Origin of the sequence: Photobacterium rosenbergii (assembly GCF_003026455.1) — a bacterium.
Lineage (GTDB): Bacteria > Pseudomonadota > Gammaproteobacteria > Enterobacterales > Vibrionaceae > Photobacterium > Photobacterium rosenbergii.
Genome location: NZ_PYMB01000025.1, coordinates 13,262 through 38,128, shown reverse-complemented (window position 1 = coordinate 38,128; position 24,867 = coordinate 13,262). Strand labels below are relative to the sequence as shown.

Annotated in this window: 25 protein-coding genes; 21 read left to right on the top strand and 4 right to left on the bottom strand. The window is 50.8% G+C overall.

Annotated features, from left to right (window positions below):
- Positions 1-287: 287 nt before the first annotated feature.
- The 4 genes from gyrB to dnaA are packed head-to-tail and all read right to left on the bottom strand — an operon-like array spanning position 288 to position 6,329.
- Entirely contained in the window at positions 288-2,702 is a 2,415-nt protein-coding gene (gene gyrB / locus C9J01_RS25200; RefSeq protein ID WP_107300852.1) for a DNA topoisomerase (ATP-hydrolyzing) subunit B, read from the bottom strand.
- A 19-nt stretch (positions 2,703-2,721) separates the two neighbouring features.
- On the bottom strand, positions 2,722-3,801 hold the full coding sequence (gene recF, locus C9J01_RS25195; RefSeq protein WP_107300851.1) for a DNA replication/repair protein RecF: 1,080 nt from the start codon (positions 3,799-3,801) through the stop codon (positions 2,722-2,724).
- 4 nt (positions 3,802-3,805) lie between these two features.
- The gene (gene dnaN, locus C9J01_RS25190) at positions 3,806-4,906 is read right to left on the bottom strand and encodes a DNA polymerase III subunit beta (protein ID WP_107300850.1); all 1,101 of its coding nucleotides are present in this window, start codon (positions 4,904-4,906) and stop codon (positions 3,806-3,808) included.
- Between the two features lies 1 nt (position 4,907).
- Positions 4,908-6,329: a chromosomal replication initiator protein DnaA gene (gene dnaA / locus C9J01_RS25185; RefSeq protein WP_107300849.1), complete on the bottom strand. Its 1,422-nt coding sequence runs from the start codon at positions 6,327-6,329 to the stop codon at positions 4,908-4,910.
- Positions 6,330-6,636: 307 nt separating this feature from the next.
- Between dnaA and C9J01_RS25180 the strand changes: the two genes are divergently transcribed.
- The 21 genes from C9J01_RS25180 (at position 6,637) to atpD (ending at position 24,865) form a co-directional block, all read left to right on the top strand.
- A complete protein-coding gene (locus tag C9J01_RS25180; RefSeq protein ID WP_107300848.1) occupies positions 6,637-7,392 on the top strand; it encodes an amino acid ABC transporter substrate-binding protein in 756 nt (251 codons plus the stop codon).
- Positions 7,393-7,480: 88 nt separating this feature from the next.
- Positions 7,481-8,152, top strand: coding sequence for an amino acid ABC transporter permease (locus tag C9J01_RS25175; RefSeq protein WP_107300847.1), 672 nt, complete (start codon positions 7,481-7,483; stop codon positions 8,150-8,152).
- Entirely contained in the window at positions 8,149-8,886 is a 738-nt protein-coding gene (locus tag C9J01_RS25170; RefSeq protein WP_107300846.1) for an amino acid ABC transporter ATP-binding protein, read from the top strand. Before C9J01_RS25175 ends, C9J01_RS25170 begins: the two co-directional genes overlap by 4 nt.
- A gap of 186 nt (positions 8,887-9,072) precedes the next feature.
- The gene (rpmH, locus tag C9J01_RS25165) at positions 9,073-9,207 is read left to right on the top strand and encodes a 50S ribosomal protein L34 (RefSeq protein ID WP_004411068.1); all 135 of its coding nucleotides are present in this window, start codon (positions 9,073-9,075) and stop codon (positions 9,205-9,207) included.
- Positions 9,208-9,220: 13 nt separating this feature from the next.
- On the top strand, positions 9,221-9,577 hold the full coding sequence (rnpA, locus tag C9J01_RS25160; protein ID WP_107300845.1) for a ribonuclease P protein component: 357 nt from the start codon (positions 9,221-9,223) through the stop codon (positions 9,575-9,577).
- Entirely contained in the window at positions 9,544-9,801 is a 258-nt protein-coding gene (yidD, locus tag C9J01_RS25155; RefSeq protein WP_107300844.1) for a membrane protein insertion efficiency factor YidD, read from the top strand. The genes rnpA and yidD overlap by 34 nt, the downstream gene beginning before the upstream one ends.
- Before the next feature lie 2 nt (positions 9,802-9,803).
- A complete protein-coding gene (gene yidC, locus C9J01_RS25150) occupies positions 9,804-11,411 on the top strand; it encodes a membrane protein insertase YidC (RefSeq protein WP_107300843.1) in 1,608 nt (535 codons plus the stop codon).
- A gap of 137 nt (positions 11,412-11,548) precedes the next feature.
- On the top strand, positions 11,549-12,916 hold the full coding sequence (gene mnmE / locus C9J01_RS25145) for a tRNA uridine-5-carboxymethylaminomethyl(34) synthesis GTPase MnmE (protein WP_107300842.1): 1,368 nt from the start codon (positions 11,549-11,551) through the stop codon (positions 12,914-12,916).
- A 174-nt stretch (positions 12,917-13,090) separates the two neighbouring features.
- Positions 13,091-13,534, top strand: a complete 444-nt coding sequence (mioC, locus tag C9J01_RS25140; protein ID WP_107300841.1) for an FMN-binding protein MioC — start codon at positions 13,091-13,093, stop codon at positions 13,532-13,534.
- 432 nt (positions 13,535-13,966) lie between these two features.
- On the top strand, positions 13,967-15,856 hold the full coding sequence (mnmG, locus tag C9J01_RS25135; protein WP_107300840.1) for a tRNA uridine-5-carboxymethylaminomethyl(34) synthesis enzyme MnmG: 1,890 nt from the start codon (positions 13,967-13,969) through the stop codon (positions 15,854-15,856).
- 9 nt (positions 15,857-15,865) lie between these two features.
- On the top strand, positions 15,866-16,486 hold the full coding sequence (gene rsmG, locus C9J01_RS25130; protein WP_107300839.1) for a 16S rRNA (guanine(527)-N(7))-methyltransferase RsmG: 621 nt from the start codon (positions 15,866-15,868) through the stop codon (positions 16,484-16,486).
- Between the two features lie 16 nt (positions 16,487-16,502).
- On the top strand, positions 16,503-17,297 hold the full coding sequence (locus C9J01_RS25125; RefSeq protein WP_107300838.1) for a ParA family protein: 795 nt from the start codon (positions 16,503-16,505) through the stop codon (positions 17,295-17,297).
- Between the two features lie 15 nt (positions 17,298-17,312).
- A complete protein-coding gene (locus C9J01_RS25120; protein ID WP_170114933.1) occupies positions 17,313-18,200 on the top strand; it encodes a ParB/RepB/Spo0J family partition protein in 888 nt (295 codons plus the stop codon).
- A 178-nt stretch (positions 18,201-18,378) separates the two neighbouring features.
- Positions 18,379-18,768, top strand: coding sequence for a F0F1 ATP synthase subunit I (locus tag C9J01_RS25115; RefSeq protein WP_107300836.1), 390 nt, complete (start codon positions 18,379-18,381; stop codon positions 18,766-18,768).
- Positions 18,769-18,776: 8 nt separating this feature from the next.
- Positions 18,777-19,562, top strand: coding sequence for a F0F1 ATP synthase subunit A (gene atpB, locus C9J01_RS25110; protein WP_039468196.1), 786 nt, complete (start codon positions 18,777-18,779; stop codon positions 19,560-19,562).
- Between the two features lie 67 nt (positions 19,563-19,629).
- Positions 19,630-19,887: a F0F1 ATP synthase subunit C gene (gene atpE / locus C9J01_RS25105; protein WP_005302247.1), complete on the top strand. Its 258-nt coding sequence runs from the start codon at positions 19,630-19,632 to the stop codon at positions 19,885-19,887.
- A 49-nt stretch (positions 19,888-19,936) separates the two neighbouring features.
- A complete protein-coding gene (gene atpF, locus C9J01_RS25100) occupies positions 19,937-20,407 on the top strand; it encodes a F0F1 ATP synthase subunit B (RefSeq protein ID WP_039468204.1) in 471 nt (156 codons plus the stop codon).
- Between the two features lie 16 nt (positions 20,408-20,423).
- Positions 20,424-20,957, top strand: coding sequence for a F0F1 ATP synthase subunit delta (atpH, locus tag C9J01_RS25095; protein ID WP_107300835.1), 534 nt, complete (start codon positions 20,424-20,426; stop codon positions 20,955-20,957).
- A 16-nt stretch (positions 20,958-20,973) separates the two neighbouring features.
- Positions 20,974-22,515 (top strand): F0F1 ATP synthase subunit alpha, encoded by a 1,542-nt coding sequence (atpA, locus tag C9J01_RS25090; RefSeq protein WP_107300834.1) that lies wholly within the window; start codon positions 20,974-20,976, stop codon positions 22,513-22,515.
- 44 nt (positions 22,516-22,559) lie between these two features.
- Positions 22,560-23,426 (top strand): F0F1 ATP synthase subunit gamma, encoded by an 867-nt coding sequence (gene atpG / locus C9J01_RS25085; RefSeq protein WP_107300833.1) that lies wholly within the window; start codon positions 22,560-22,562, stop codon positions 23,424-23,426.
- Between the two features lie 32 nt (positions 23,427-23,458).
- Positions 23,459-24,865, top strand: a complete 1,407-nt coding sequence (gene atpD, locus C9J01_RS25080) for a F0F1 ATP synthase subunit beta (RefSeq protein WP_107300832.1) — start codon at positions 23,459-23,461, stop codon at positions 24,863-24,865.
- The last annotated feature ends 2 nt before the right edge of the window (positions 24,866-24,867 follow it).

Genomic DNA, 24,867 nt, shown 5'->3' with positions numbered 1-24,867 from the left:
AAATATATATAGGGTCATCACAACACGATTCCAACCCCAGCAATAAAATTTTTTATCCGTGCACCCACCAACGCTACACCTTACAACCAATTAGGGCATGATAATTGGTAAAAGGAAGTGATGTACGGCTACCGGTATGCCGAACAATATTGATTGCGTGCGGACTTAGGTCGTGGCCCGCCTTCCCTGCGGCTTTTACTCAAAAACTTTTTCTAGCTAGATGGCAGGAATAAAAAAACGCCGCACTAAGTGCGGCGTTTCTAAGCTGAATCAAGGTACGCTTTTAATTACACGTCCAGGTTCGCATTCAGGGCGTTCGCCTCGATGAAGTTACGACGCGGCTCTACGTGATCACCCATAAGTGTTGTGAACAGCTCATCCGCAGCAACTGCATCGTTGATAGTTACCTGCATCATACGGCGCGTTTCAGGATCCATAGTGGTTTCCCAAAGCTGCTCAGGGTTCATCTCACCCAGACCTTTGTATCGCTGTAGCGACAGGCCGCGGCGGGACTCTTTAATCAGCCACTCCAATGCTTCCTTGAAGCTACTTACCGGTTGCTTGCGCTCACCACGTTGTACGTAGGCAGACTCCTCAAGCAGTTCAAACAAAGCTTCAGACAATGATGCCAGTTTGCCGTACTCTTTCGAGTTAAGCAGGTCGGCACTTAGCAGGTATTCATGCTCTACACCGTGGGTACGTACCGTCACTTTTGGCAGGTACAGGCCCTGCTCTTCGTCACGAACCACAGCATAAGTGTACTGGCTCTCACCTGATTGCTTAGCATTCAACGCAACAACCAACGCCTTGCTCCAAGCTTCAACATCAGCTTCGTTACTAAGCATCTCTGCCGCCAAACGAGGCTGGTAAGTAAACTCGTTTAGCATCAGCGTCGGGTAACGACGGCTCATACGCTCAATAAGTTTATTTGCGCCGTTGAACTGCTTAACCAAAGATTCCAGTGCTTCACCAGAAATTGCAGGAGCACCCTCAGCGGTAAACAGCGCAGCATTATCCAGAGCCAAAGCAACCTGGTACTGGCCCATGTCCTCGTCATCCTGGATATATTGCTCCTGCTTGCCCTTCTTAACCTTGTAAAGCGGTGGCTGCGCGATGTAGATATGACCACGTTCGATCAGCTCAGGCATCTGACGGTAGAAGAATGTCAGCAGTAGCGTACGGATGTGGGAACCATCGACATCGGCATCGGTCATGATGATGATGTTGTGGTAACGCAGTTTATCCGGGTTGTATTCGTCACGGCCGATACCACAGCCCATCGCGGTGATCAGTGTTGCGACTTCCTGAGAAGACAGCATCTTGTCGAAGCGGGCTTTCTCAACGTTCAGGATCTTACCTTTCAGCGGTAGGATAGCCTGGTTCTTACGGTTACGACCCTGCTTGGCACTACCGCCCGCAGAGTCACCCTCCACAATGTAGAGTTCAGAAAGGGCTGGGTCTTTTTCCTGACAGTCAGCCAGTTTGCCTGGTAGGCCAGCCAAATCCAGCGCACCTTTACGGCGGGTCATTTCACGTGCTTTACGCGCCGCTTCACGGGCACGAGAGGCATCGATAATCTTGGTACAAACTGTTTTGGCATCCGCTGGGTTTTCCAACAGGAACTCGCTCAGCTTCTCACCCATGGTTGATTCAACCGCAGGCTTCACTTCACTCGATACCAGTTTGTCTTTGGTTTGGCTTGAGAACTTAGGATCTGGCACTTTCACCGAGACAACCGCAGTCAAACCTTCACGGGCATCATCACCCGATGTCGCGGTTTTGGCTTTCTTCGAATAACCTTCCTTATCCATGAAGTTATTCAGGGTACGGGTCAATGCACCACGGAAACCAGCAAGGTGGGTACCACCATCGCGCTGCGGGATGTTGTTGGTGAAACAGTAGATGTTTTCCTGGAAGCCATCATTCCACTGCATCGCCACTTCAACACCGATGCCATCTTCGCGGGTAAACTCGAAGTGGAACACTTTCGGGTGGATTGGCGTTTTGTTGCGGTTAAGGTGTTCAACGAAAGCACGGATACCACCTTCGTACATGAAGTGGTCCTGCTTGTCTTCCTCACGCTCGTCAATCAACTTGATCGACACACCTGAGTTTAGGAACGACAGTTCACGTAGGCGCTTAGCCAGGATTTCATATTGGAATTCAATATTACTGAAAGTCTCTGCGCTCGGCCAGAAACGGATACGGGTACCGGTTTTCTCAGTTTCACCAATAATACCCAGTGGCGCCTGAGGCTCGCCATGGTGGTAAACCTGCTGGTGGATAGAACCACCACGATTGATAGTTAGCTCAACTTTTTCGGACAGGGCATTCACAACAGAAACACCTACCCCGTGCAAACCACCAGAAACCTTGTACGAGTTGTCATCGAACTTACCACCAGCGTGAAGTACCGTCATGATAACTTCCGCTGCCGACACGCCTTCTTCAGGGTGCATTTCAGTCGGGATACCACGACCATCATCACTTACAGACACAGAACCATCTTCGTGGATAGTGACGATGATATCTTCACAGTGGCCAGCAAGAGCTTCGTCGATAGAGTTATCGACTACCTCAAATACCATGTGGTGCAAGCCTGTACCGTCATCGGTATCGCCAATATACATCCCTGGGCGCTTACGTACCGCATCAAGGCCCTTAAGTACCTTGATACTTGATGAATCGTAGTTGTTGGACATTGAGTTACTCTCGCTTAATTTATCCTGCGGTTATTTTACCGTGTTCCACATGAAACATCTTGCCATTTTCATCATGCATTTCCGCTATTTGGTCAATGCTGATCGCACTGATAAAGACTTGCGCCCCGGTCTCTTTCAACCGTTGCGCCAACAGTGCCCGACGATGGCTATCCAGCTCGGAAGCAAAATCATCAATTAAATATATACACTGCTTACCCGTTGCTTCGGTCAGGTGCAATCCTTGCGCAAGGCGCAAAGCACACATCATCAGCTTGAGCTGACCGCGGGAAAGCACATCCTCTACTGGGGTGCCGGCCACCTTCACCCGCAAGTCCGCTTTATGCGGGCCGCTGGCGGTGTAGCCCAATTGGCTATCCCGTTCGAAATTACGCTGAAGCAGTTCAGCATAAGGGGTGTCTTTTTCCCAACCCCGGTAGTACCCGAGTTGGATATCAAATTCAGGCAAAAAGACTTCGCAGATCTCTTTGGCTTTTTGTTTTACGGCTTCGAGATAATCATGCCGCCATTGCGAAATCTCTTCAGCCAATACGCTGAGTTCCTGATCCCAGTAACTCAATTCGCGGTAATGCCTGGCCGTTTTGAGCAAAGCATTACGTTGTTTGGTCAGCCGTTTTACCCGCGCCCAGGCATGATAAAACTGGGGTTCCACGTGAAACACCCCCCAATCAATAAATGAGCGGCGAAACTTCGGACCACCAATAAGTAAATCGAACCCTTCTGGCGTGATCAGTTGCAGCGGTAACAACTGGGCGAGCTGAGCCAATTTCTGACTCCCTTCCCCGCCGATTTTTAGCTCGGTGGTACCATCGCGCTTTTTGTTGATCCCAACAGGGAGCTCTATCGCCGAAGAAGATTGCAAGCGGCCATGGACAAACAGCTCTTGCTGGTCATGGCGGATCACCCTTCCTGTCAGGTGACTTCGGAAAGAACGGCCATGGCCGAGAAAATGGATCGCCTCCAACACACTGGTCTTGCCGCTGCCGTTGGCACCAACAAGAAAATTGAAGCCTGGTGACAATGACAAGTCACAGGCTTCAATATTGCGGAAATCTTTGACGATCAGACGTGTTAACGACATGACCTTATAGCCTGATTGGCATCACCACGTACATGGCATCACCGCTGGCACTGTCTTCCAACAGTGCACTGGCATTAGCATCCGTCAGCGACCAACGTACTTGCTCACACTTGAGGGTGTTAAGCACATCAAGCACGTAACTCACATTGAAACCAATCTCGAGCGGCTCGCCCTCATAGTCAACATCCAGGAACTCTTCGGCTTCTTCCTGCTCTGGGTTGTTGGCAGTAATGCGCATCTCACCCTGTGACAGGTTGAGCCTGACACCACGGAATTTCTCGTTCGACAAGATTGCCGCACGAGAGAAAGCCTTACGCAGTTCATCACAGCTCGCTTCCACAACCTTGGTGCTGTTCTGTGGCATTACGCGGCGATAGTCAGGGAAACGGCCATCTACCAGCTTAGAAGTGAATACGAAATTGTTCACCTCGGCACGGATATTGGAGTGGCCGATCTGCAAGCGCACTTCTTCATCAGGGCTATCAAGCAGGCGCATCAGCTCCATGACCCCTTTGCGAGGAACAATGATTTGCTTGGCTGGCAGTTCGGCACTGGTTGCCACCGAACACACAGCCATCCGGTGACCGTCCGTTGCCACCGAACGCAGCAACTGGCCATCGGTCTCAAACAGCATACCGTTGAGGTAATAGCGCACATCTTGGTGAGCCATCGAGAACTGGGTGCTGTCGATCAACTGGCGCATCTGGCCCTGAGGAAGGGTAATTTCGACTTCGCTCTGCCAGTCTTCGATATTGGGGAAATCAGCAGCTGGTAGTACCGATAGCGTATAACGGCTACGGCCAGAGCGGATAATCGCACGGTCCCCTTCAAGGGAAATAGCAATATTGGCACTGTCAGGCAAGCCTCGGCAGATATCGAGGAACTTGCGCGACGGTACGGTCACGGCCCCTTCTTCGAAGTCGCCTTCCAAGGCCAGCTTGGCAATCATCTCAACTTCGAGATCGGTACCTGTCATCGATAGGCAACCCTGCTCGACAACCAACAGAATATTGCCGAGGATCGGCAATGAAGGACGGCTACCCAATGCACCAGAGACCTGCTGCAGGGGTTTTAGAAGCTGTTCGCGTGCAACTGTAAATTTCATATTAAGATGACAGTGTTCTTATTAGGTTAGAATAATCTTCTTTGATGTCATGGCTTTCCTCACGCAGCTGCTCAATTTTGCGGCACGCGTGTAGCACCGTGGTATGGTCCCGGCCACCAAAGGCATCGCCAATCTCCGGCAAGCTGTGGTTAGTCAGCTCCTTGGCCAGCGCCATCGCCATCTGGCGCGGGCGGGCAACAGAGCGGGAACGGCGCTTGGATAGCATATCAGCCATCTTAATTTTATAGTACTCGGCCACGGTCTTTTGAATATTATCAATCGTGACCAGCTTTTCCTGCAAGGCTAGCAAATCACGCAGTGCCTCACGGACAAAATCAATCGTAATTGCCCGGCCGGTAAAATTGGCGTTGGCAATGACACGGTTCAGTGCCCCTTCCAACTCACGGACATTGGAGCGCAAACGCTTGGCAATGAAGAATGCCACTTCGTCTGCCAGGCGGATATTGTGGTCCTCGGCCTTCTTCATCAGGATCGCCACACGGGTTTCCAATTCCGGCGGCTCAATCGCCACCGTCAGGCCCCAGCCGAAACGTGATTTGAGGCGGTCCTCTACCCCATTAATTTCTCGCGGGTAACGGTCGGAAGTCAGGATGATCTGTTGATTGCCTTCCAGTAGCGCATTGAACGTGTGGAAGAACTCTTCCTGCGAGCGCTCCTTGTTGGCAAAAAACTGGATGTCATCGATCAGCAAGGCGTCGACACTACGGTAGTAGCGTTTGAATTCTTCGATGGCATTGTTCTGTAATGCCTTGACCATATCCTGGACAAAGCGCTCGGAGTGCATGTACACCACTTTGGCATTGGGCTTGCGATCGGCAATGGCATTGCCTACTGCGTGCAACAAGTGAGTTTTACCGAGGCCAGTACCACCGTAGAGGAACAACGGGTTATACGCCGCTCCAGGATTATCGGCTACCTGGCGACAAGCCGCTAGGCCCAATTGGTTCGACTTACCCTCAACAAAATTGTTGAAGTTGTGCTTGGGGTTGACGTTCGAACGGTAACCGGACTGCGATTCAGGCTGGACCGGCGACGGTGCTGGCTCCCAGATACGAGAAGGCGCATCGTCTTCAACCAAAGGTGCCGGAGCCGCTGCGGCAGGCGCCGGGCTCAGTGTAGGCGGTGGCGATACCGGCTGCGGCGGCGGAGCAACAACAGGCTTGCTCCCGACCTCAAAGCGCAGGATCGGCATATCGTTTCCGCAAAACTCATTGAGCAGGCGGTTGATGTTGTTGAGGTACTTATCACGCACCCAATCCAGCACAAAGCGGTTGGGGGCGAACAGGGTCAACGTATTGTCGCTCAACTCGGCTTGAAGCGGTCGAACCCACATACTGAATTCTGTTGCAGGGAGTTCCTCTTGAAGGCGTTGAAGGCACTGCAACCAAAGCGAAGATGACAAGCTCGACTCCACACTGAATAACAAAACACAAAAAGGGATGCAATTTTATACCCGCTGGCTCAGGATCGCCAGCAAAGAGATCGCAGATCAAGTGAATAAGATCCGACTTATTCACATAGATCGCACAATTATACGTGTGATCACCACAATTTTACCCCTGCTTACCCACAAATCCATGAACATCAGCCATTCAACACTCATACTTTTTGTTATTTAAAATAACTCCAAGTTATTTATGGAAACCTATTATTAACAGATAGGATGACTCCAACAGAATATCATCACAGCAACCTGAGGAGTAAACAGGATGAAAAGCTGGGTAATCACTTCATTGACTGCAATCGCCCTAACCTTGTCTGTTAGCCAAACAGCGATGGCTGCCACCGATGTAAAAGTAGGAATGTCAGGACGCTATTTCCCTTTTACTTTTGTTAAGCAAGATCAGCTACAAGGCTTTGAGGTCGATCTGTGGAACGAAATCGGCAAACGCAATGACTACAATGTCGAGTTTGTTACCGCTAACTTCTCAGGTCTGTTCGGTCTATTGGAAACCGGTCGTATCGACACCATTTCCAACCAAATCACCATGACTGAAGAGCGTAAAGGTAAATACCTGTTCTCAGAACCTTACGTAGTTGATGGCGCACAGCTTGTCGTACGCAAAGGCAATGACAAGATCACCAGCACGGATGATCTCGACGGCAAAACAGTCGGTGTTAACCTAGGCTCGAACTACGAGCAGCTACTACGCCAGCTTGATACTGATGGCAGCATTAAAATCAAAACCTACGATACCGGTATCGAGCACGATGTAGCCCTTGGCCGTACCGATGCATTCGTGATGGACCGCCTGTCGTCACTTGAGCTGATCAAAAAAGCTAACCTACCGCTACAGCTGGCAGGTGAACCGTTCGAGAAAATTGAAAACGCCTGGCCATTTGTCCAAGGTGAAAAAGGTGAGAAGCTGCGCGATGAGGTCAATGTTGCCCTTGAAGCAATGCGCAAGGACGGCACCCTGGCTGAAATCTCCATCAAGTGGTTTGATGCCGATATCACCCACTAAGTTCGCTCGCTATCCTTCATATTCACAAGACTCACCCCCGGGTGGGTCTTTGTCGCTGATAAACCACGGTAAATAAGAAGACACCACTATGGGTTTTGATTTTGACTACATGCTCTCCCTGATGCCGATCCTGTTCAACTACCTCGGCACCACCATGGGAATGGCACTTTGGGGCCTGGTATTTGCCCTGATCATTGCATTGGTACTGGCCCTGCTTCGAATTTACCGCATCCCGGTGCTCGATCAGCTTAGCCAGCTCTATATCAGTTTCTTCCGTGGCACCCCGCTACTAGTACAGCTGTTCCTGCTCTACTACGGCCTGCCACAGGTGATGCCGGTATTTGTCGGCCTCGATGCCTTTACTGCAGCGGTTATCGGCCTGAGCCTACACTTTGCCGCCTATATGGCCGAGAGTATCCGGGCTGCCATTATTGGTATCGACCGCAGCCAGCGGGAAGCCAGCCTGTCGATAGGCATGACCGAGCTGCAAGCAATGCGCCGTATCATCCTGCCGCAGGCTACCCGGGTCGCCCTGCCTTCGCTGATGAACTATTTTATCGACATGATCAAATCGACCTCACTGGCCTTCACCCTCGGGGTGGCAGAAATTATGGCTACGGCCCAGATGGAAGCCTCTTCAAGCTTCAAGTTCTTCGAAGCCTTCCTTGCGGTTGCCCTGATTTACTGGGGTATCGTCCTTGTCCTGACCCGGGTACAAAACTGGGCGGAAGCCAAACTTAACAGGGCTTATACACGATGATTAAGATTGAAAACCTGACCAAACGCTTTGGTGATGCGACGATTTTCTCCGGCTTGGATCTGACGATCAGTAAAGGGGAAATCGTAGTAGTGATCGGCCCATCAGGTACCGGTAAGTCGACCCTGCTGCGCTGTATCAATTTCCTCGAAACCGCTGATGAAGGCCACCTGACCCTAGGCGACGTCTCGGTCGAGAGCCAGAAGGCAGGACAAAAAGAAATCTTAGCACTGCGCCGGCAAACCGGCTTTGTCTTCCAGAACTATGCCCTGTTTGCCCACCTGACGGCGCGACAAAACATTGCCGAAGGGCTGATCACAGTCAAAGGCTGGAACAAAGAGGAAGCCTATAACAAGGCGCAGCAAATCCTAGACGATATCGGCTTAGGCGATAAAGGCGACCAATACCCTGCAGCGTTATCAGGCGGGCAGCAACAACGGGTTGGCATCGGCCGTGCCATGGCACTCGAAGCAGAACTGTTGCTGTTTGACGAGCCGACATCGGCGCTGGATCCCGAATGGGTCGGCGAAGTGCTGAGCCTGATGCAGAAACTGGCGACACGACACCAAACGATGTTGGTCGTCACCCACGAAATGCAATTTGCACGCGAAGTGGCCGATCGAGTGATCTTTATGGCCGATGGCAGCTTCGTCGAGCAAGGTACACCGGATCAGATCTTCGGTAACCCGCAAGATCCGAGGCTGAAAAAGTTCCTGAGCCAGGTCGGGATCCGTTAAGGATCCTTGCACTCCTGCGTATAGGAAGTATAATTCAGCGCCCGCAGTTCTCTGCTGGGCATAATTATTGACTATTTAAGAGTCAGTGATTACAATTCCGCCTCTTTGATTAGAGGCAACGACTGAAAACAGTCGCTAAACTCTAACCAAACTTAAAAACTGATCAGTTAATTTAAGGTAAAACCCATGAAACGCACTTTTCAACCTTCAGTTCTAAAGCGCAAGCGTACTCACGGCTTCCGTGCACGCATGGCTACTAAGAACGGTCGCGCAACTATCAATGCACGTCGCGCTAAAGGCCGTAAGCGTCTTTCTAAGTAATCATTAGATTATTTTGAGTAAGCACGCTTTCTCTCGGGAGTTACGTCTGTTAACTCCCGAACATTACAAACAAGTCTTCCAGCAAGCTCATCGTGCTGGCTCTCCCCACTTAACTATTCTTGCCCGCAATAACAACCTTGACCATCCGCGTCTTGGCTTGGCTGTCCCTAAGAAACAGATTAAAACTGCCGTTGGCCGTAACAAATTCAAGCGTGTCGTACGCGAGAGTTTCCGCCAAAAGCAACACGATCTGCCGGCGAAGGATTTTGTCGTTATCGCCAAGAAGAGTGCCAGTGAACTGAGCAACGAAGAACTTTTCAAGCTGCTAGATAAATTATGGCATCGCCTGTCTCGCCCTTCGCGTGGCTAGTCATTGGACTAGTCCGCTTTTACCAACTGGCAATTAGCCCTCTCATCGGGCCGCGTTGTCGCTTCACCCCTACCTGTTCCCAATACGCGATCGAAGCCATAAAAACGCACGGAGCACTAAAAGGAGGTTGGTTCGCGGCGAAACGTCTATTAAGATGTCATCCTTTAAACGACGGTGGTTATGACCCCGTTCCGCCAACCAAGCATAACGACAGAGATAAGTAACGATGGATTCCCAACGCAATATTCTGTTAATTGCCCTACTGTTTGTCTCTTTCCTGCTGTTCCAGCAGTGGAATACTGACAGCAACCCGCAACCGCAGGGTGTAGCGCAACAAGTAACTCACAGTGGTGATGTCCCTTCGCATTCCGCTGACGGCCAGCCTATCACTGACCAAAGCACGTCAAACAACCTTATCACCATTAACACTGATGTACTGGCGCTTACTGTCGATACGCTTGGTGGTGACATCATCGAAGCCAAACTACTGGCTTACGACAACGAATTGGAATCGGAAGACCCGTTCGTTCTTCTAAAGAATGACCCAAGCCACAGCTACACGGCTCAATCAGGTCTTATCGGTGCCCAGGGTATCGATACCGCAGCCGGCCGTGCCCAGCTACAAGTTTCTGCTGACAGCTTTACGCTGGAAGATGGCCAAGATGAACTGCGTGTTCCGATGACCTTCGAGCAGGACGGTATCAGCTACACCAAAACTATCATCGTTAAGCGCGACAGCTACGCGGTAGATGTTGAATACACCATCAACAACCAATCAGAGCAGCCAGCTAGCGTGCAAATGTATGCCCAGCTTAAGCAGAACCTGATGGATGACGGTGGCAGCCTGACCATGCCGACTTACCGTGGTGGTGCTTACTCAGCCGACAACGTGAAGTACAAGAAATACAGCTTCGACGATATGCAGGACAAGAACTTGAACCTGGATATGAATCAAGGCTGGGCGGCAATGATGCAGCACTACTTTGTCACTGCATGGATCCCACGCGCAGACCAAGCGAGCAACCTATACACCCGCACCAGTAATGGCCAGGGTTACATCGGTGTTCGCATGCCAACAACCACTGTTGCACCAGGTAGTGAGGAGTCACTAACTGCTACGCTATGGGTTGGTCCTAAGCTACAAGACCAAATGGCAGCAACAGCACAGAACCTAAACCTAACCGTTGACTACGGCTGGCTATGGTTCATCGCAAGCCCACTACACAGCCTACTGTCGTTCATCCAAGGTATCGTGGTGAACTGGGGTCTAGCGATCATCATCCTAACCTTCATCGTTCGTGGTGCGATGTACCCGCTAACCAAAGCGCAGTACACCTCTATGGCGAAAATGCGTATGCTGCAGCCAAAACTGCAGGCAATGCGTGAGCGCCTGGGCGACGACCGCCAGCGCATGAGCCAGGAAATGATGGAACTGTACAAGAAAGAGAAAGTGAACCCATTGGGTGGCTGTCTACCAATCTTGCTACAGATGCCAATCTTCATCGCCCTATACTGGGCACTGATGGAGTCAGTTGAGCTACGTCACGCGCCGTTCTTCGGTTGGATCCACGACCTATCAGCACAGGACCCGTTCTACATCCTGCCGATCCTGATGGGTGCGACCATGTTCCTGATCCAGAAGATGAGCCCAACAACAGTTACCGACCCGATGCAACAGAAGATCATGACCTTCATGCCGGTGATGTTCACCTTCTTCTTCCTGTTCTTCCCGTCAGGTCTAGTGCTGTACTGGCTAGTCTCTAACATCGTAACACTTATCCAGCAGACGCTAATTTACCGCTCGCTGGAGAAGAAAGGCCTGCATAGCAAATAGTGCAGACCCATGTTGAGATAAAAGGCGGCCTGCGGGCCGCCTTTTTTATTCCCTTAACCCCGGGCGCTTGCCTTTGCTGGGCAATCGCCACTACTCTGTTTACAATTGCAGCGTATTTATCAAGCTAAGCCAAAATTATGACTGAACATACAGATACCATTGTTGCCCAAGCCACCCCGCCGGGACGTGGCGGCGTCGGCATTATCCGCGTCTCGGGTCCGAAAGCCAAAGAAGTCGCCCTTGCTGTTGCCGGCCGCGAACTCAAGCCTCGCTATGCCGAGTACCTGCCCTTCAAGAACGAAGACGGCACGGCATTGGATCAGGGTATTGCATTGTTCTTTAAAGGACCGAACTCCTTTACTGGCGAAGATGTGCTGGAACTGCAGGGCCATGGTGGTCCGGTATTGATGGATATGATGATCCGCCGCATCCTGGAAATCGACGGGATCCGCGCAGCACGTCCGGGTGAGTTCTCGGAGCGCGCCTTCATGAACGACAAGCTCGACCTCGCGCAGGCAGAGGCGATTGCCGACCTGATTGATGCCAGTTCAGAGGAAGCGGCGAAAAGTGCCTTCAAATCGCTCCAGGGGGCCTTCTCGGTGCGTGTCAACGAGCTGGTGGAAGCCCTTATCCACCTCCGTATATATGTCGAGGCAGCCATTGATTTCCCAGAAGAGGAAATCGACTTCTTATCAGATGGTAAAGTCGCGGGCGATCTCAATGGTATTATCGACCGCCTTGATGCGGTGCGCCGCGAAGCCAACCAGGGCGCGATTATGCGCGAAGGTATGAAGGTAGTGATTGCCGGCCGCCCTAATGCCGGTAAATCCAGCCTGCTCAATGCCCTGTCAGGCAAAGATAGCGCCATTGTGACCGACATCGCTGGTACCACCCGTGACGTCCTGCGCGAGCATATCCACATTGACGGTATGCCACTGCATATCATCGACACTGCCGGCCTGCGCGAGGCCTCTGACGAAGTAGAGCGCATCGGTATCGAACGCGCGTGGGAAGAAATCCAACAGGCTGACCGGGTGCTGTTCATGGTGGACAGTACTACCACTGACGCCACCGACCCAGCCGAGATCTGGCCAGAGTTTGTCGAGCGTCTACCTGAAGGCCTGGGCATTACCGTGATCCGCAACAAGGTCGAGCTAACAGGTGAAGATACTGGCATTTGCCACGTCAACAACCCAACATTAATCCGCCTGTCTGCCCGTACCGGTGATGGGGTTGAGCCACTGCGTGAGCACCTCAAGGAGTGCATGGGCTTTGCGGGGACGACCGAAGGGGGCTTTATGGCCCGTAGGCGCCACCTCGATGCGCTAGAGCGCGCAGCAAGCCATTTAGAGACGGGTAAAGAGCAGCTTGAAGGTTTCATGGCCGGGGAAATCCTTGCCGAAGAACTGCGCCTCTCCCAGCAGCACTTGAGTGAAATCACCGGTGAGTTCACCTCCGATGATCTACTCGGCCGGATCTTTACCTCGTTCTGTATCGGTAAGTAATCGATCCCGCCAACGCGATCCCCTCCCACAGCCTGTTTCGGATCCTCGGGGCAGGCTGTGAATAACCTTTCGAAAAAGATCCCCCTTCCCGCAAGATCAGGCTTTCATCCGTGCTCTGAGCCAGTACAATGCTGTGTATAAATTTGTTGTGAATATCTACACAGGTATCAGACCATGAGCCATATCACCCTTATTACCGGCAGTACCCTAGGCGGTGCCGAATATGTCGCAGACCACCTCAGTGACTTGCTCGAACAAGCCGGCCACAGCACCGAAATTACCAATCAGGCCGTATTAGAACAGCTCTCCACTGACCATATTTGGCTGGTGGTCTGCTCCACCCATGGCGCAGGCGAGTTTCCAGACAACTTCCAGCCTTTCGTAGAGCAGTTGAACAGCCAACAGCCGGATCTTTCCCGCTTACGCTACGGTGTAATCGGCCTGGGTGACTCCAGTTACGATACATTCTGTGCCGCAGCCAAGAATATTGATCAACAACTGGCAAAATTGGGGGCGAGCCGCCTTGGTGAACGGCTGGAAATTGATGTTTCACAGGATCCGGTACCGGAAGATCCGGCAGAGGCATGGTTGGAAAACTGGAAAAAACACCTAAATTGAGCAAAAAACGCACAAATATTTACTCAGTGTTTTACGAACCGTAAACTTTTTTCTGTGGATAACTATAGATCTAAACGGTGATCAACCGATAGTTATCCATTTAATAACTTATCAGCCCTTCCCCCCCTGTTGATAACTAGCAATTTTGATCCCAGCTAATCCTTGTAGAGATCCATGCTGCTCCACAACAAATGATCCTCCCTAACATCATGATCATTAGGATCATTTATCACTTATCCACACGATCGGGCGATCTATATAATAGATCTAACAGAAGATCTCTTTAAAAGATCTTATATATATTTAAGAGCATCATTCTCTCGGATCAAATGATCTTCAGGAAAGATTCTCTCCACGACTGAAACAGGATAGAATGTTGCACCTTTGCTCAAAGATAACTCACTGGCAATTTTGAATACCCGAGGTAGTTTCATGTTTTACCAGGACAATTTTGATGTCATCGTCGTAGGTGGCGGCCATGCCGGTACTGAAGCCGCATTGGCGGCAGCGCGTATGGGACAAAAAACCCTGCTGCTGACACACAACATTGATACGTTGGGACAGATGTCATGCAACCCAGCAATCGGCGGGATCGGGAAAGGACACCTGGTTAAAGAAGTTGACGCCCTTGGTGGTTTAATGGCCCGGGCGATCGACAAAGGCGGGATCCAGTTCCGTACTTTGAATTCGTCTAAAGGCCCTGCTGTGAGGGCAACACGTGCCCAGGCAGACCGCGCCCTGTACAAGGCTGCTGTTCGCGAAGTGCTGGAAAACCAGCCAAACCTAATGCTGTTCCAGCAGTCTGTTGACGATCTGATCATTGAAAATGATCGTGTCGTGGGTGCAGTGACTGAAATGGGTCTTAAATTCCGTGCCAAAGCGGTCGTTTTGACCGTAGGGACATTCCTAGGCGGTAAGATCCACATCGGTCTCGAAAATTACAGTGGTGGCCGTGCTGGCGATCCACCGTCGATCGCATTGGCTTCACGCCTACGTGAAATGCCATTCCGTGTTGATCGCCTTAAGACAGGTACGCCACCGCGTATCGATGCACGCAGTGTTGACTTCAGCCAGCTGCAGGCACAGCATGGTGACAACCCAACACCACTGTTCTCGTTTATGGGCAAAGCTTCGGATCATCCACGCCAGATCCCGTGCTTTATTACCCACACCAACGAGAAAACCCATGATGTGATCCGTAATAACTTGGATCGTAGCCCGATGTACTCTGGGGTGATCGAGGGGATCGGCCCGCGCTATTGCCCGTCGATTGAAGACAAGGTGATGCGCTTTGCTGACAAAGACAGCCACCAGATCTTCATCGAGCCTGAAGGCTTGACCACCCATGAGTTGTACCCGAACGGTATTTCCACCAGCTTACCGTTTGACGTTCAGATGCAAATCGTTCGTTCGATGAAAGGCTTCGAAAACGCCAATATCGTCCGTCCAGGTTATGCTATCGAGTATGATTTCTTCGATCCGCGTGATTTGAAGCAGACTTTCGAGACCAAATTTATCAATGGCCTGTTCTTTGCTGGCCAGATTAACGGTACAACTGGCTATGAAGAAGCAGCAGCACAAGGCTTGTTGGCCGGTATGAACGCTGCGCTACTGGCACAGGATCGCGAAGGCTGGAGCCCGCGCCGTGACCAAGCTTATATGGGCGTACTGATCGATGATTTGTCGACCATGGGAACCAAAGAGCCGTACCGTATGTTCACTTCCCGCGCCGAGTACCGTCTCCTGCTGCGTGAAGACAATGCAGATTTGCGCCTAACAGAGATTGGCCGTGAGTTTGGCCTGGTTGATGATGAGCGCTGGGCGCGTTTCAACCAGAAGCTGGAAAATATGGAACAGGAACGCCAGCGATTGAAAGGTATTTGGGTGACACCGACTTCTGAACAGGTCGAAGCGGTAAACCAAATTCTAAAAACGCCTATCGTCCGTGAAGCCAGTGGTGAAGATTTGCTGCGTCGCCCTGAAGTGACTTACAACCAGCTTACCGGCATCGAGATGTTTGGCCCGGCCCACGAAGATAGCCAGGCCAGTGAGCAGGTTGAGATCCAGGTGAAATACCAAGGTTATATCGATCGCCAGAAAGACGAAGTGGAAAAATCCCTGCGTCACGAGAAGACCAAGCTACCGTTTGACCTTGAATACAGCGTGGTCAAAGGCTTGTCGAATGAAGTGATTACCAAGCTGAACGACGCCAAACCGGAAACCATTGGTATGGCATCACGTATTTCAGGTATCACCCCGGCAGCCATTTCCCTGCTATTGGTGTACCTCAAGAAGCAAGGCTTGCTGAAAAAAGGCGAATAGGAGTAATTTGTGAAACAACGTCTGGTGCAACTGATAGCACAAACTGATCTCACAGTCACAGAACAGCAAATTGACCAGCTTGTCGGCTATGTCGCCATGCTGGATAAATGGAATAAAGCGTATAATCTGACATCGGTACGAGATCCGTATGAGATGTTGGTGAAACATATTATGGATAGTATTGTGGTAAGCCCTCACCTTGACGGTGAGCGGTTTATCGATGTGGGTACCGGTCCGGGCCTGCCAGGGATCCCTCTGGCGATCATGAACCCGGACAAGCAGTTCACATTATTGGATAGCCTGGGCAAGCGGATCCGTTTTATCCGCCAGGTGATCCATGAACTGAAGATCGATAATGTCACTCCGGTGCAGAGCCGGGTTGAGGAATTCCAGCCTGAGATCGGTTTCGATGCCGTACTGAGCCGTGCGTTTGCCTCAATGAGTGATATGGTATCTTGGTGCCACCATCTCCCTGCTAGCCACGGGCATTTCCTGGCGCTCAAGGGACAATTTAATCAGCAGGAAGTGACAGAACTGCCGGAATGGTGTTCTGTGACGGAAGTCAAATCTTTGCAAGTTCCAGAGTTAGAAGGCGAACGCCATCTAGTAATCTTGAACGCAAAGGATTAATGGATGAGGTTTTTTCGTGGGAAGAGTCATAGCGGTAGCCAACCAGAAGGGAGGCGTGGGTAAAACCACAACATGTGTCAACTTGGCAGCGTCATTGGCGGCCACTCAGCGCAAGGTCTTAGTCATTGACCTTGATCCCCAGGGTAATGCCACCATGGCCAGCGGCGTGGATAAATACCAAGTCGATGCAACGGCTTATGAGCTTCTAGTCGAAGAAACCCCGTTCAATGATGTCGTGATCACCGACACCACTGGCGGCTATCACCTGATAGCTGCCAACGGTGATGTCACGGCGGCAGAAATCAAACTGATGGAAGTCTTTGCCCGTGAGGTTAGGCTGCGTAACGCCTTAGAGGTAGTTCGTGATAACTATGATTTCATCTTTATTGATTGTCCTCCTGCCTTAAACCTTCTTACAATCAATGCAATGACAGCAGCAGACTCTGTTCTGGTTCCTATGCAGTGCGAATACTTCGCCCTCGAAGGGCTGACGGCATTGATGGACACCATCAGTAAACTTACCGCTGTCGTCAACAGCGAGCTGAAAATTGAAGGATTGCTGCGGACCATGTACGACCCGCGCAACCGACTGGCGAACGAAGTGTCGCAGCAGCTCAAGAAACATTTTGGCGACAAGGTATATCGCACCGTTATCCCGCGTAATGTTCGTCTTGCCGAAGCACCTAGCCATGGTAGACCTGCCATGTACTATGACAAGTATTCGAGTGGTGCCAAAGCCTATCTGGCCTTGGCGGGTGAGATCATTCGCCGTGACGAGCTGGCAAAAAATGCCGGTGCGGTCGACGCATAAAGGGTAACCATGAACATGAATAAACGAGGCCTGGGAAAAGGCCTTGATGCCTTGCTGGCCACCAGCTCTGTTGCTGCAACGAAACAGCAACAGGCTGACAAAGCACAAACATTGTCGGCTGACGGCACGCTCAAGGAGCTGGCTATCAGCCAACTGGCACCGGGCCGCTACCAGCCGCGCAAAGATATGTCGGATGAGGCGTTGGCTGAACTGGCTGAATCAATCCGTGCCCAGGGCGTTATCCAGCCGATTGTGGTGCGTGAAACCGCGCCGCAGCAGTTTGAGATCATTGCCGGGGAGAGGCGCTGGCGTGCTTCGCGTCAAGCGGGCCTTCAGAAAGTCCCTTGTATTATCAAGGATGTTAACGACAGGGCAACCGTTGCGATTGCCCTGATTGAGAACATCCAGCGTGAAGATCTCAATGCGATTGAGGAAGCGCAGGCACTGGAAAGGCTGCAGAGTGAGTTCTCACTTACTCACCAGCAAGTTGCTGAAGCCGTGGGCAAGTCCCGAGCGGCGGTATCCAACTTGTTACGTCTTAACCAGCTGGAAGCACCAGTGAAGCGAATGGTAGAGCAAAAGCAGCTGGAAATGGGCCATGCCCGAGCGCTTCTTGCCCTGCCCAATGAAAGCCAGCTAGAAGCGGCACAAATTGTTGTGGCCAAGATGTTAACGGTTCGTGATACCGAACGTTTGGTCAAGAAGATGCTGACCCCGCAACCTGAGCCTAAAATGGCGGTGGCCAACCCGCAAATCGAAGCGGTAGAAAACCAGCTAAGTGAGCAGTTTGGCACCCAGGTGGCGATTAATCAGCAGAAGAACGGCAAGGGAAAGATCGTGATCAGCTTCGATCAAGCCGACAAGTTAGAGCAAATTGTTGCAATGTTAGGTCACGAAATGTGACGTAGAACGTGCATATTTTGTTGCAAAAATTACAACATCGTGATCAAGTTATTGTGTTGTAAAATCTAACATCTTTTTTTGCTGCGATTAGATTGCATTCAATCTAATGAGCCGTATAATTTTCGCTGTTTTCCCAGCACGTCGTAAGTGCAGTGGAACGGACTCGAGGAACGAATACATGGTATCGGCGCTAGTTAGACCGGGACGCCAATTGGCGAAGCGGTTGCTGTTGCTACAATCTGGCGTCGTTTTGATAACGGCAATCATGGCAGTTTTTGCTGTCAGTGTTGACTGGGGAATCTCCGCACTCATCGGCGGCGGCATCTTTGTGATCGCCAATGCTGTCTTTGCTACCTGTGCGTTTTTGTTCAGCGGTGCCCGCAAGGCCCGTCTGGTCATGGCGTCATTCTATGGTGGCGAAGTGCTGAAAATCCTCATCACGGTCATCCTGTTTGCCATTGTTTACCTGTATGTCGAGGTGGAACTTGTTCCCCTCAAACTGACCTATTTGCTGGCTCTTGGTATTAATATCTTTGGGCCGGTTTTATTCATTAACAACAACAAATAGGATGAGTTATGGCTGCGCCAGGTGAAGCGCTAACGCCGTCAGGCTACATCACTCACCACCTGACTAACTTGTCAGTCGGTGAAGGATTCTGGGCGGTACATATAGATAGCCTGTTTTTCTCAGCCCTGACCGGTCTACTCTTTCTTTGGGTATTCCGTAAGGCTGCAAAAACAGCGACATCAGGAGTCCCTGGGAAACTACAGTGTTTTGTGGAAATGGTAGTAGAGTTCGTTGACGACAACGTCAAGGAAACCTTCCATGGCCGCAACCCGCTGATAGCTCCTTTGGCTCTTACCATTTTCTGCTGGATTCTACTGATGAACATCATGGACTTGGTGCCAATTGATTTTCTTCCGTATCCTGCTGAACATTGGTTGGGTATTCCTTACCTTAAGGTTGTACCGAGTGCTGATGTCAACATCACCATGTCAATGGCGCTGGGCGTTTTCGCCTTGATGATTTACTACAGCATCAAAGTGAAAGGTCTCGGTGGCTTTGCGAAAGAACTGGCTCTTCACCCGTTCAATCACCCGGTCATGATCCCGTTCAACCTGCTTCTTGAAATCGTTTCGCTACTGGCGAAGCCGCTTTCACTAGGTATGCGTTTGTTCGGTAACATGTTCGCTGGTGAGGTGGTGTTTATCCTAATCGCGGCACTAATGCCGTGGTGGGCACAATGGCTGGGCTCGGTACCGTGGGCAATTTTCCACGTTCTAGTCATTACAATTCAAGCATTCGTGTTTATGATGTTGACTATTGTGTACCTGTCTCAGGCGCATGAAGACAATCATTAACGATTATTTGTAAATTATTCAATTTTTTACTGGCACTTTAGCCGACAACTATAAACTGGAGATAGTGATGGAAACTTTACTAAGCTTTTCTGCAATTGCCGTGGGCATCATTGTAGGTCTTGCTGCACTGGGTACTGCGATCGGCTTCGCCCTTCTAGGTGGTAAATTCCTTGAAGGTGCTGCACGCCAGCCTGAAATGGCTCCAATGCTACAAGTTAAGATGTTCATCATCGCAGGTCTGCTTGATGCGGTTCCAATGATCGGTATCGTAATCGCACTACTATTCACATTCGCAAACCCATTCGTTGGCCAGCTAGCTGGTTAATCAAAAAGAACGAACGGACCCATAGCAACCCTTTTTAAGGAGATGCGTTGTGAATATGAATGCAACTTTGCTGGGTCAGGCTATCGCCTTCTTTATGTTTGTGGTGTTCTGCATGAAATATGTATGGCCACCAATCATGGAAGCGATTGAAGAGCGTCAGAAAAAAATTGCTGACGGTTTGGCAGCGGCTGATCGCGCTGCCAAAGACCTGAACCTGGCGCAGAGCAATGCTTCTGACCAACTGAAAGAAGCAAAACGCACTGCAACTGAGATCGTAGAGCAAGCGAACAAGCGCAAAGCTCAGATCATCGACGAAGCGAAGGCGGAAGCCCTGGCTGAGCGTGACAAAATTCTGGCCCAAGGTCTTGCTGAGATCGAAGCCGAACGTAACCGCGCTCGCGATGAGCTAAGAAAACAAGTTGCAACTCTGGCTGTGATTGGTGCTGAGAAAATCATTGAGCGTTCTATCGATAAAGATGCGCACGCTGATCTTCTTAACAAAGTCACTGCAGAACTGTAATTAAAGGGGCAAGCACATGTCGGATATGACTACTATCGCACGCCCCTACGCTAAAGCAGCCTTTGATCTTGCGGTTGAGAAAGGTGAGCTAGCCCAATGGGCGGAAATGCTCACCTTTGCTGCCGAAGTCACCCGTAACGAGACCATTCAGGACATCCTGGATAGTGGTTACGCGGCGGACAAGCTGACAGAAATCTTCCTGTCAGTATGCGGCGAGCAACTTAACGAAACCGGGCAGAACCTGATTAAGGTAATGGCCGAGAACGGACGCCTGAAAGCCCTTCCTGCTGTCTGCGACGAGTTCCTGCTCCTGAAGAGTGAGCTGGAGAAGACTATCGATGCCGCTGTGGTTTCCGCAGTTGAGCTTGATGATAGCCAACTTGAAGCGATTAGCGCGAAGCTGGAGCAGCGCCTGTCCCGTAAGGTGAAGCTGAATTGCAGTGTAGACGAGACCCTTATTGCTGGGGTTGTAATTAGAGCTGGAGACTTGGTCATCGATAACTCAGTACGCGGCAAGCTAGACCGCCTGAGCGATACTTTGCAGTCTTGATTTGGGGAATTGGAGCATGCAACTTAATTCCACGGAAATTAGCGAACTGATCAAGCAGCGTATTGAAAACTTCAACGTTGTAAGTGAAGCGCGTAACGAAGGTACTATCGTGTCGGTAAGCGACGGTATCATTCGTATCCATGGCCTTGCTGATGTAATGCAAGGTGAAATGATTGAATTACCTGGTGGCCGTTTTGCACTGGCACTTAACCTTGAGCGTGACTCGGTTGGTGCGGTTGTAATGGGCCCATATGCTGACCTTCAGGAAGGCATGAAAGTAACGGGTACTGGTCGTATTCTTGAAGTACCAGTAGGCCCTGCACTGCTAGGCCGCGTAGTGAACACACTAGGTGAGCCAATCGATGGTAAAGGTCCAATCGAAACAGAGACTTTCTCTCCTGTTGAAGTGATTGCACCGGGTGTAATCGACCGTAAATCGGTAGACCAGCCTGTACAGACTGGTTACAAGGCCGTTGACTCGATGATCCCAATCGGCCGTGGCCAGCGTGAGCTGATCATCGGTGACCGCCAGACGGGTAAAACCGCTATGGCGATCGATGCCATCATCAACCAGAAGAACTCTGGTATTTACTCTGTTTATGTAGCTATCGGCCAGAAAGCGTCAACCATTGCTAACGTGGTTCGCAAACTGGAAGAGCACGGCGCACTGGAAAACACCATTGTTGTTGTAGCTTCTGCATCAGAAGCGGCAGCACTGCAGTACCTAGCACCATACGCTGGCTGTGCAATGGGTGAATACTTCCGTGACCGCGGTGAAGATGCCCTGATCGTATACGATGACCTGTCTAAGCAGGCTGTTGCCTACCGTCAGATCTCTCTGTTGCTACGTCGTCCGCCGGGCCGTGAAGCCTTCCCTGGTGACGTTTTCTACCTCCACTCTCGTCTTCTAGAGCGTGCTGCTCGTGTTAACGAGAACTACGTAGAAAAATTCACTAACGGTGAAGTGAAAGGCCGCACCGGCTCACTAACTGCCCTGCCGATCATCGAAACGCAGGCAGGTGACGTATCGGCATTCGTACCGACCAACGTTATCTCTATCACCGATGGCCAGATCTTCCTACAGACAGAACTGTTCAACGCCGGTATTCGTCCAGCAGTTGACCCAGGTATCTCTGTATCGCGTGTAGGTGGTTCTGCCCAGACCAAGATCATCAAGAAACTGTCTGGTGGTATCCGTACCGCTCTTGCACAGTACCGTGAACTTGCGGCATTTGCCCAGTTCTCGTCTGACCTTGATGAAGCAACGAAGAAGCAGCTTGATCACGGTCAGAAAGTAACTGAGCTGATGAAGCAGAAGCAGTATGCACCGATGTCTGTGTTCGAACAGTCACTGGTTATCTTTGCTGCTGAGAAAGGCTACTTGAATGACATCGAGCTAACTAAGCTTGCTGATTTCGAAGCCGCGTTGCTTTCATATGCCAAAGGTCAATTTGCTGAGCTAGTGTCTCAGGTTGATGAAACGGGTGCTTGGAATGATGAAATCGAAGCCCAGTTCGTGAAACTGGTTGAAGGTTTCAAAGCGACCCAGACTTGGTAATTGGTTGGTGGTCGCTTGCGATCACCTACTAACGGAGAGTAACGATGGCCGGCGCAAAAGAGATTCGTAACAAGATCGGTAGTGTTAAAAACACTCAGAAGATCACTAAGGCGATGGAAATGGTGGCGGCGTCTAAGATGCGTAAAACGCAAGACGCCATGGAGTCATCACGCCCATACGCACAAACTATGCGCAAAGTGATCGGTCATATCGCCCTTGGTAGCCTCGAGTATAAGCATCCTTATCTCGAAGAGCGTGAAGCCAAGCGCGTTGGTTACATCATTGTTTCTACAGACCGTGGCCTGTGTGGTGGCCTGAACATTAACTTGTTCAAGCAAGCCATCCACGACATCCAGGGCTGGTCTGAACAGGGTGCAGATGTTGATTTGGCGCTAATTGGCTCCAAGGCAACGGCATTCTTTAACAGCTACGGCGGCAACGTGGCCGCACAGGTTTCTGGCCTGGGCGACAACCCTTCAGTGGATGAACTGATCGGTACCGTTGGCGTGATGCTGAAGAAATATGATGAAGGCCAATTGGATCGCCTGTACCTGGTTTACAACAAGTTTGTAAACACCATGGTTCAGGAACCAGTGATTGATCAATTGCTGCCTTTGCCTAAGTCGGAAGACGAAGAGATGCAGCGCAGCCATGCTTGGGACTACATTTATGAGCCTGAGCCGAAAGCCCTGCTGGATACCCTGCTGATTCGCTACGTTGAATCCCAGGTATACCAGGGCGTGGTCGAGAACCTTGCCAGTGAGCAGGCCGCTCGAATGGTCGCGATGAAAGCAGCAACCGATAATGCAGGAAACCTGATTGATGAACTGCAGCTTGTGTACAACAAGGCCCGTCAGGCCGCGATCACACAAGAACTGTCTGAAATCGTTTCTGGTGCTGCTGCTGTTTAAGGCAAAGATTTAATAAGTTTAGAGGATTAACGATGGCTACAGGTAAGATCGTACAGATCATCGGTGCGGTAGTCGACGTAGAGTTTCCACAGGACTCTGTACCACAGGTATACGATGCCCTTCACGTTGATGCAAAAGAGAACGGTACGCTAGTACTGGAAGTTCAGCAGCAGCTTGGTGGTGGTGTTGTCCGTGGTATCGCAATGGGTACTTCTGATGGCTTACGTCGTGGTCTGTCTGTTGAAAACACAGGCCGCCCAATTGAGGTTCCAGTTGGTAACGCAACCCTAGGACGTATCATGAACGTTCTGGGCCAGCCAATTGATGAGTGTGGTGAGATCGGTGAGAAAGAGCGTTACGCGATTCACCGTGAAGCACCAAGCTACGAAGAGCAGTCAAACGCGACTGAACTACTAGAAACAGGTGTTAAGGTTATCGACCTGATTTGTCCATTCGCTAAGGGTGGTAAAATCGGCCTGTTCGGTGGTGCGGGTGTAGGTAAGACCGTTAACATGATGGAGCTTATCAACAACATCGCCCTGCAGCACTCTGGTCTGTCAGTATTCGCCGGTGTTGGTGAGCGTACTCGTGAAGGTAACGACTTCTACTACGAGATGCAGGAAGCAGGTGTTGTAAACATCGAAAACCCTGAAGAATCGAAAGTAGCAATGGTTTACGGCCAGATGAACGAGCCACCAGGTAACCGTCTACGTGTTGCACTGACTGGTCTGACAATGGCAGAGCGTTTCCGTGACGAAGGCCGTGACGTTCTTCTGTTCATCGATAACATCTACCGTTACACCCTTGCGGGTACTGAGGTATCGGCACTACTAGGCCGTATGCCTTCAGCGGTAGGTTACCAGCCTACTCTTGCAGAAGAGATGGGTGTACTTCAGGAGCGTATCACATCGACCAAGACAGGCTCTATCACGTCTGTACAGGCCGTTTACGTACCTGCGGATGACTTGACTGACCCATCTCCGGCGACAACATTCGCCCACCTTGATGCGACAGTTGTACTTTCTCGTCAGATCGCTTCTCTGGGTCTATACCCTGCGATCGACCCATTGGATTCAACATCACGTATGCTTGATCCGCTAGTGGTTGGTCAGGAGCACTACGATATCGCGCGTGGCGTACAGAGTATCCTGCAGCGCTATAAAGAGCTGAAAGACATCATTGCAATCCTGGGTATGGACGAGCTATCTGAAGAAGATAAGCAGGCTGTATCCCGTGCCCGTAAGATTGAGCGTTTCCTAACTCAGCCTTACCACGTTGCTGAAGTCTTCACAGGCGACCCAGGTATCTACGTATCGCTGAAAGATACGCTACGTAGCTTCAAAGGTCTTCTAGCGGGTGAATACGACGATATCCCAGAGCAGGCATTCATGTACTGCGGTGCGATTGAAGACGTATTGGAAAACGCGAAGAAGCTTTAAGC

What these genes read in the sequence shown, in the direction of transcription:
- atpH (WP_107300835.1), top strand. Translation starts at nt 20,424, where the DNA reads ATGTCGGATATGACTACTATCGCACGCCCCTACGCTAAAGCAGCCTTT.
- yidC (WP_107300843.1), top strand. Translation starts at nt 9,804, where the DNA reads ATGGATTCCCAACGCAATATTCTGTTAATTGCCCTACTGTTTGTCTCT.
- atpB (WP_039468196.1), top strand. Translation starts at nt 18,777, where the DNA reads ATGGCTGCGCCAGGTGAAGCGCTAACGCCGTCAGGCTACATCACTCAC.
- mnmE (WP_107300842.1), top strand. Translation starts at nt 11,549, where the DNA reads ATGACTGAACATACAGATACCATTGTTGCCCAAGCCACCCCGCCGGGA.
- C9J01_RS25170 (WP_107300846.1), top strand. Translation starts at nt 8,149, where the DNA reads ATGATTAAGATTGAAAACCTGACCAAACGCTTTGGTGATGCGACGATT.
- atpA (WP_107300834.1), top strand. Translation starts at nt 20,974, where the DNA reads ATGCAACTTAATTCCACGGAAATTAGCGAACTGATCAAGCAGCGTATT.
- dnaN (WP_107300850.1), bottom strand. Translation starts at nt 4,906, where the DNA reads ATGAAATTTACAGTTGCACGCGAACAGCTTCTAAAACCCCTGCAGCAG.
- atpD (WP_107300832.1), top strand. Translation starts at nt 23,459, where the DNA reads ATGGCTACAGGTAAGATCGTACAGATCATCGGTGCGGTAGTCGACGTA.
- yidD (WP_107300844.1), top strand. Translation starts at nt 9,544, where the DNA reads ATGGCATCGCCTGTCTCGCCCTTCGCGTGGCTAGTCATTGGACTAGTC.
- rpmH (WP_004411068.1), top strand. Translation starts at nt 9,073, where the DNA reads ATGAAACGCACTTTTCAACCTTCAGTTCTAAAGCGCAAGCGTACTCAC.
- mioC (WP_107300841.1), top strand. Translation starts at nt 13,091, where the DNA reads ATGAGCCATATCACCCTTATTACCGGCAGTACCCTAGGCGGTGCCGAA.
- C9J01_RS25120 (WP_170114933.1), top strand. Translation starts at nt 17,313, where the DNA reads ATGAATAAACGAGGCCTGGGAAAAGGCCTTGATGCCTTGCTGGCCACC.
- gyrB (WP_107300852.1), bottom strand. Translation starts at nt 2,702, where the DNA reads ATGTCCAACAACTACGATTCATCAAGTATCAAGGTACTTAAGGGCCTT.
- mnmG (WP_107300840.1), top strand. Translation starts at nt 13,967, where the DNA reads ATGTTTTACCAGGACAATTTTGATGTCATCGTCGTAGGTGGCGGCCAT.
- C9J01_RS25180 (WP_107300848.1), top strand. Translation starts at nt 6,637, where the DNA reads ATGAAAAGCTGGGTAATCACTTCATTGACTGCAATCGCCCTAACCTTG.
- C9J01_RS25115 (WP_107300836.1), top strand. Translation starts at nt 18,379, where the DNA reads ATGGTATCGGCGCTAGTTAGACCGGGACGCCAATTGGCGAAGCGGTTG.
- recF (WP_107300851.1), bottom strand. Translation starts at nt 3,801, where the DNA reads ATGTCGTTAACACGTCTGATCGTCAAAGATTTCCGCAATATTGAAGCC.
- C9J01_RS25175 (WP_107300847.1), top strand. Translation starts at nt 7,481, where the DNA reads ATGGGTTTTGATTTTGACTACATGCTCTCCCTGATGCCGATCCTGTTC.
- atpE (WP_005302247.1), top strand. Translation starts at nt 19,630, where the DNA reads ATGGAAACTTTACTAAGCTTTTCTGCAATTGCCGTGGGCATCATTGTA.
- atpG (WP_107300833.1), top strand. Translation starts at nt 22,560, where the DNA reads ATGGCCGGCGCAAAAGAGATTCGTAACAAGATCGGTAGTGTTAAAAAC.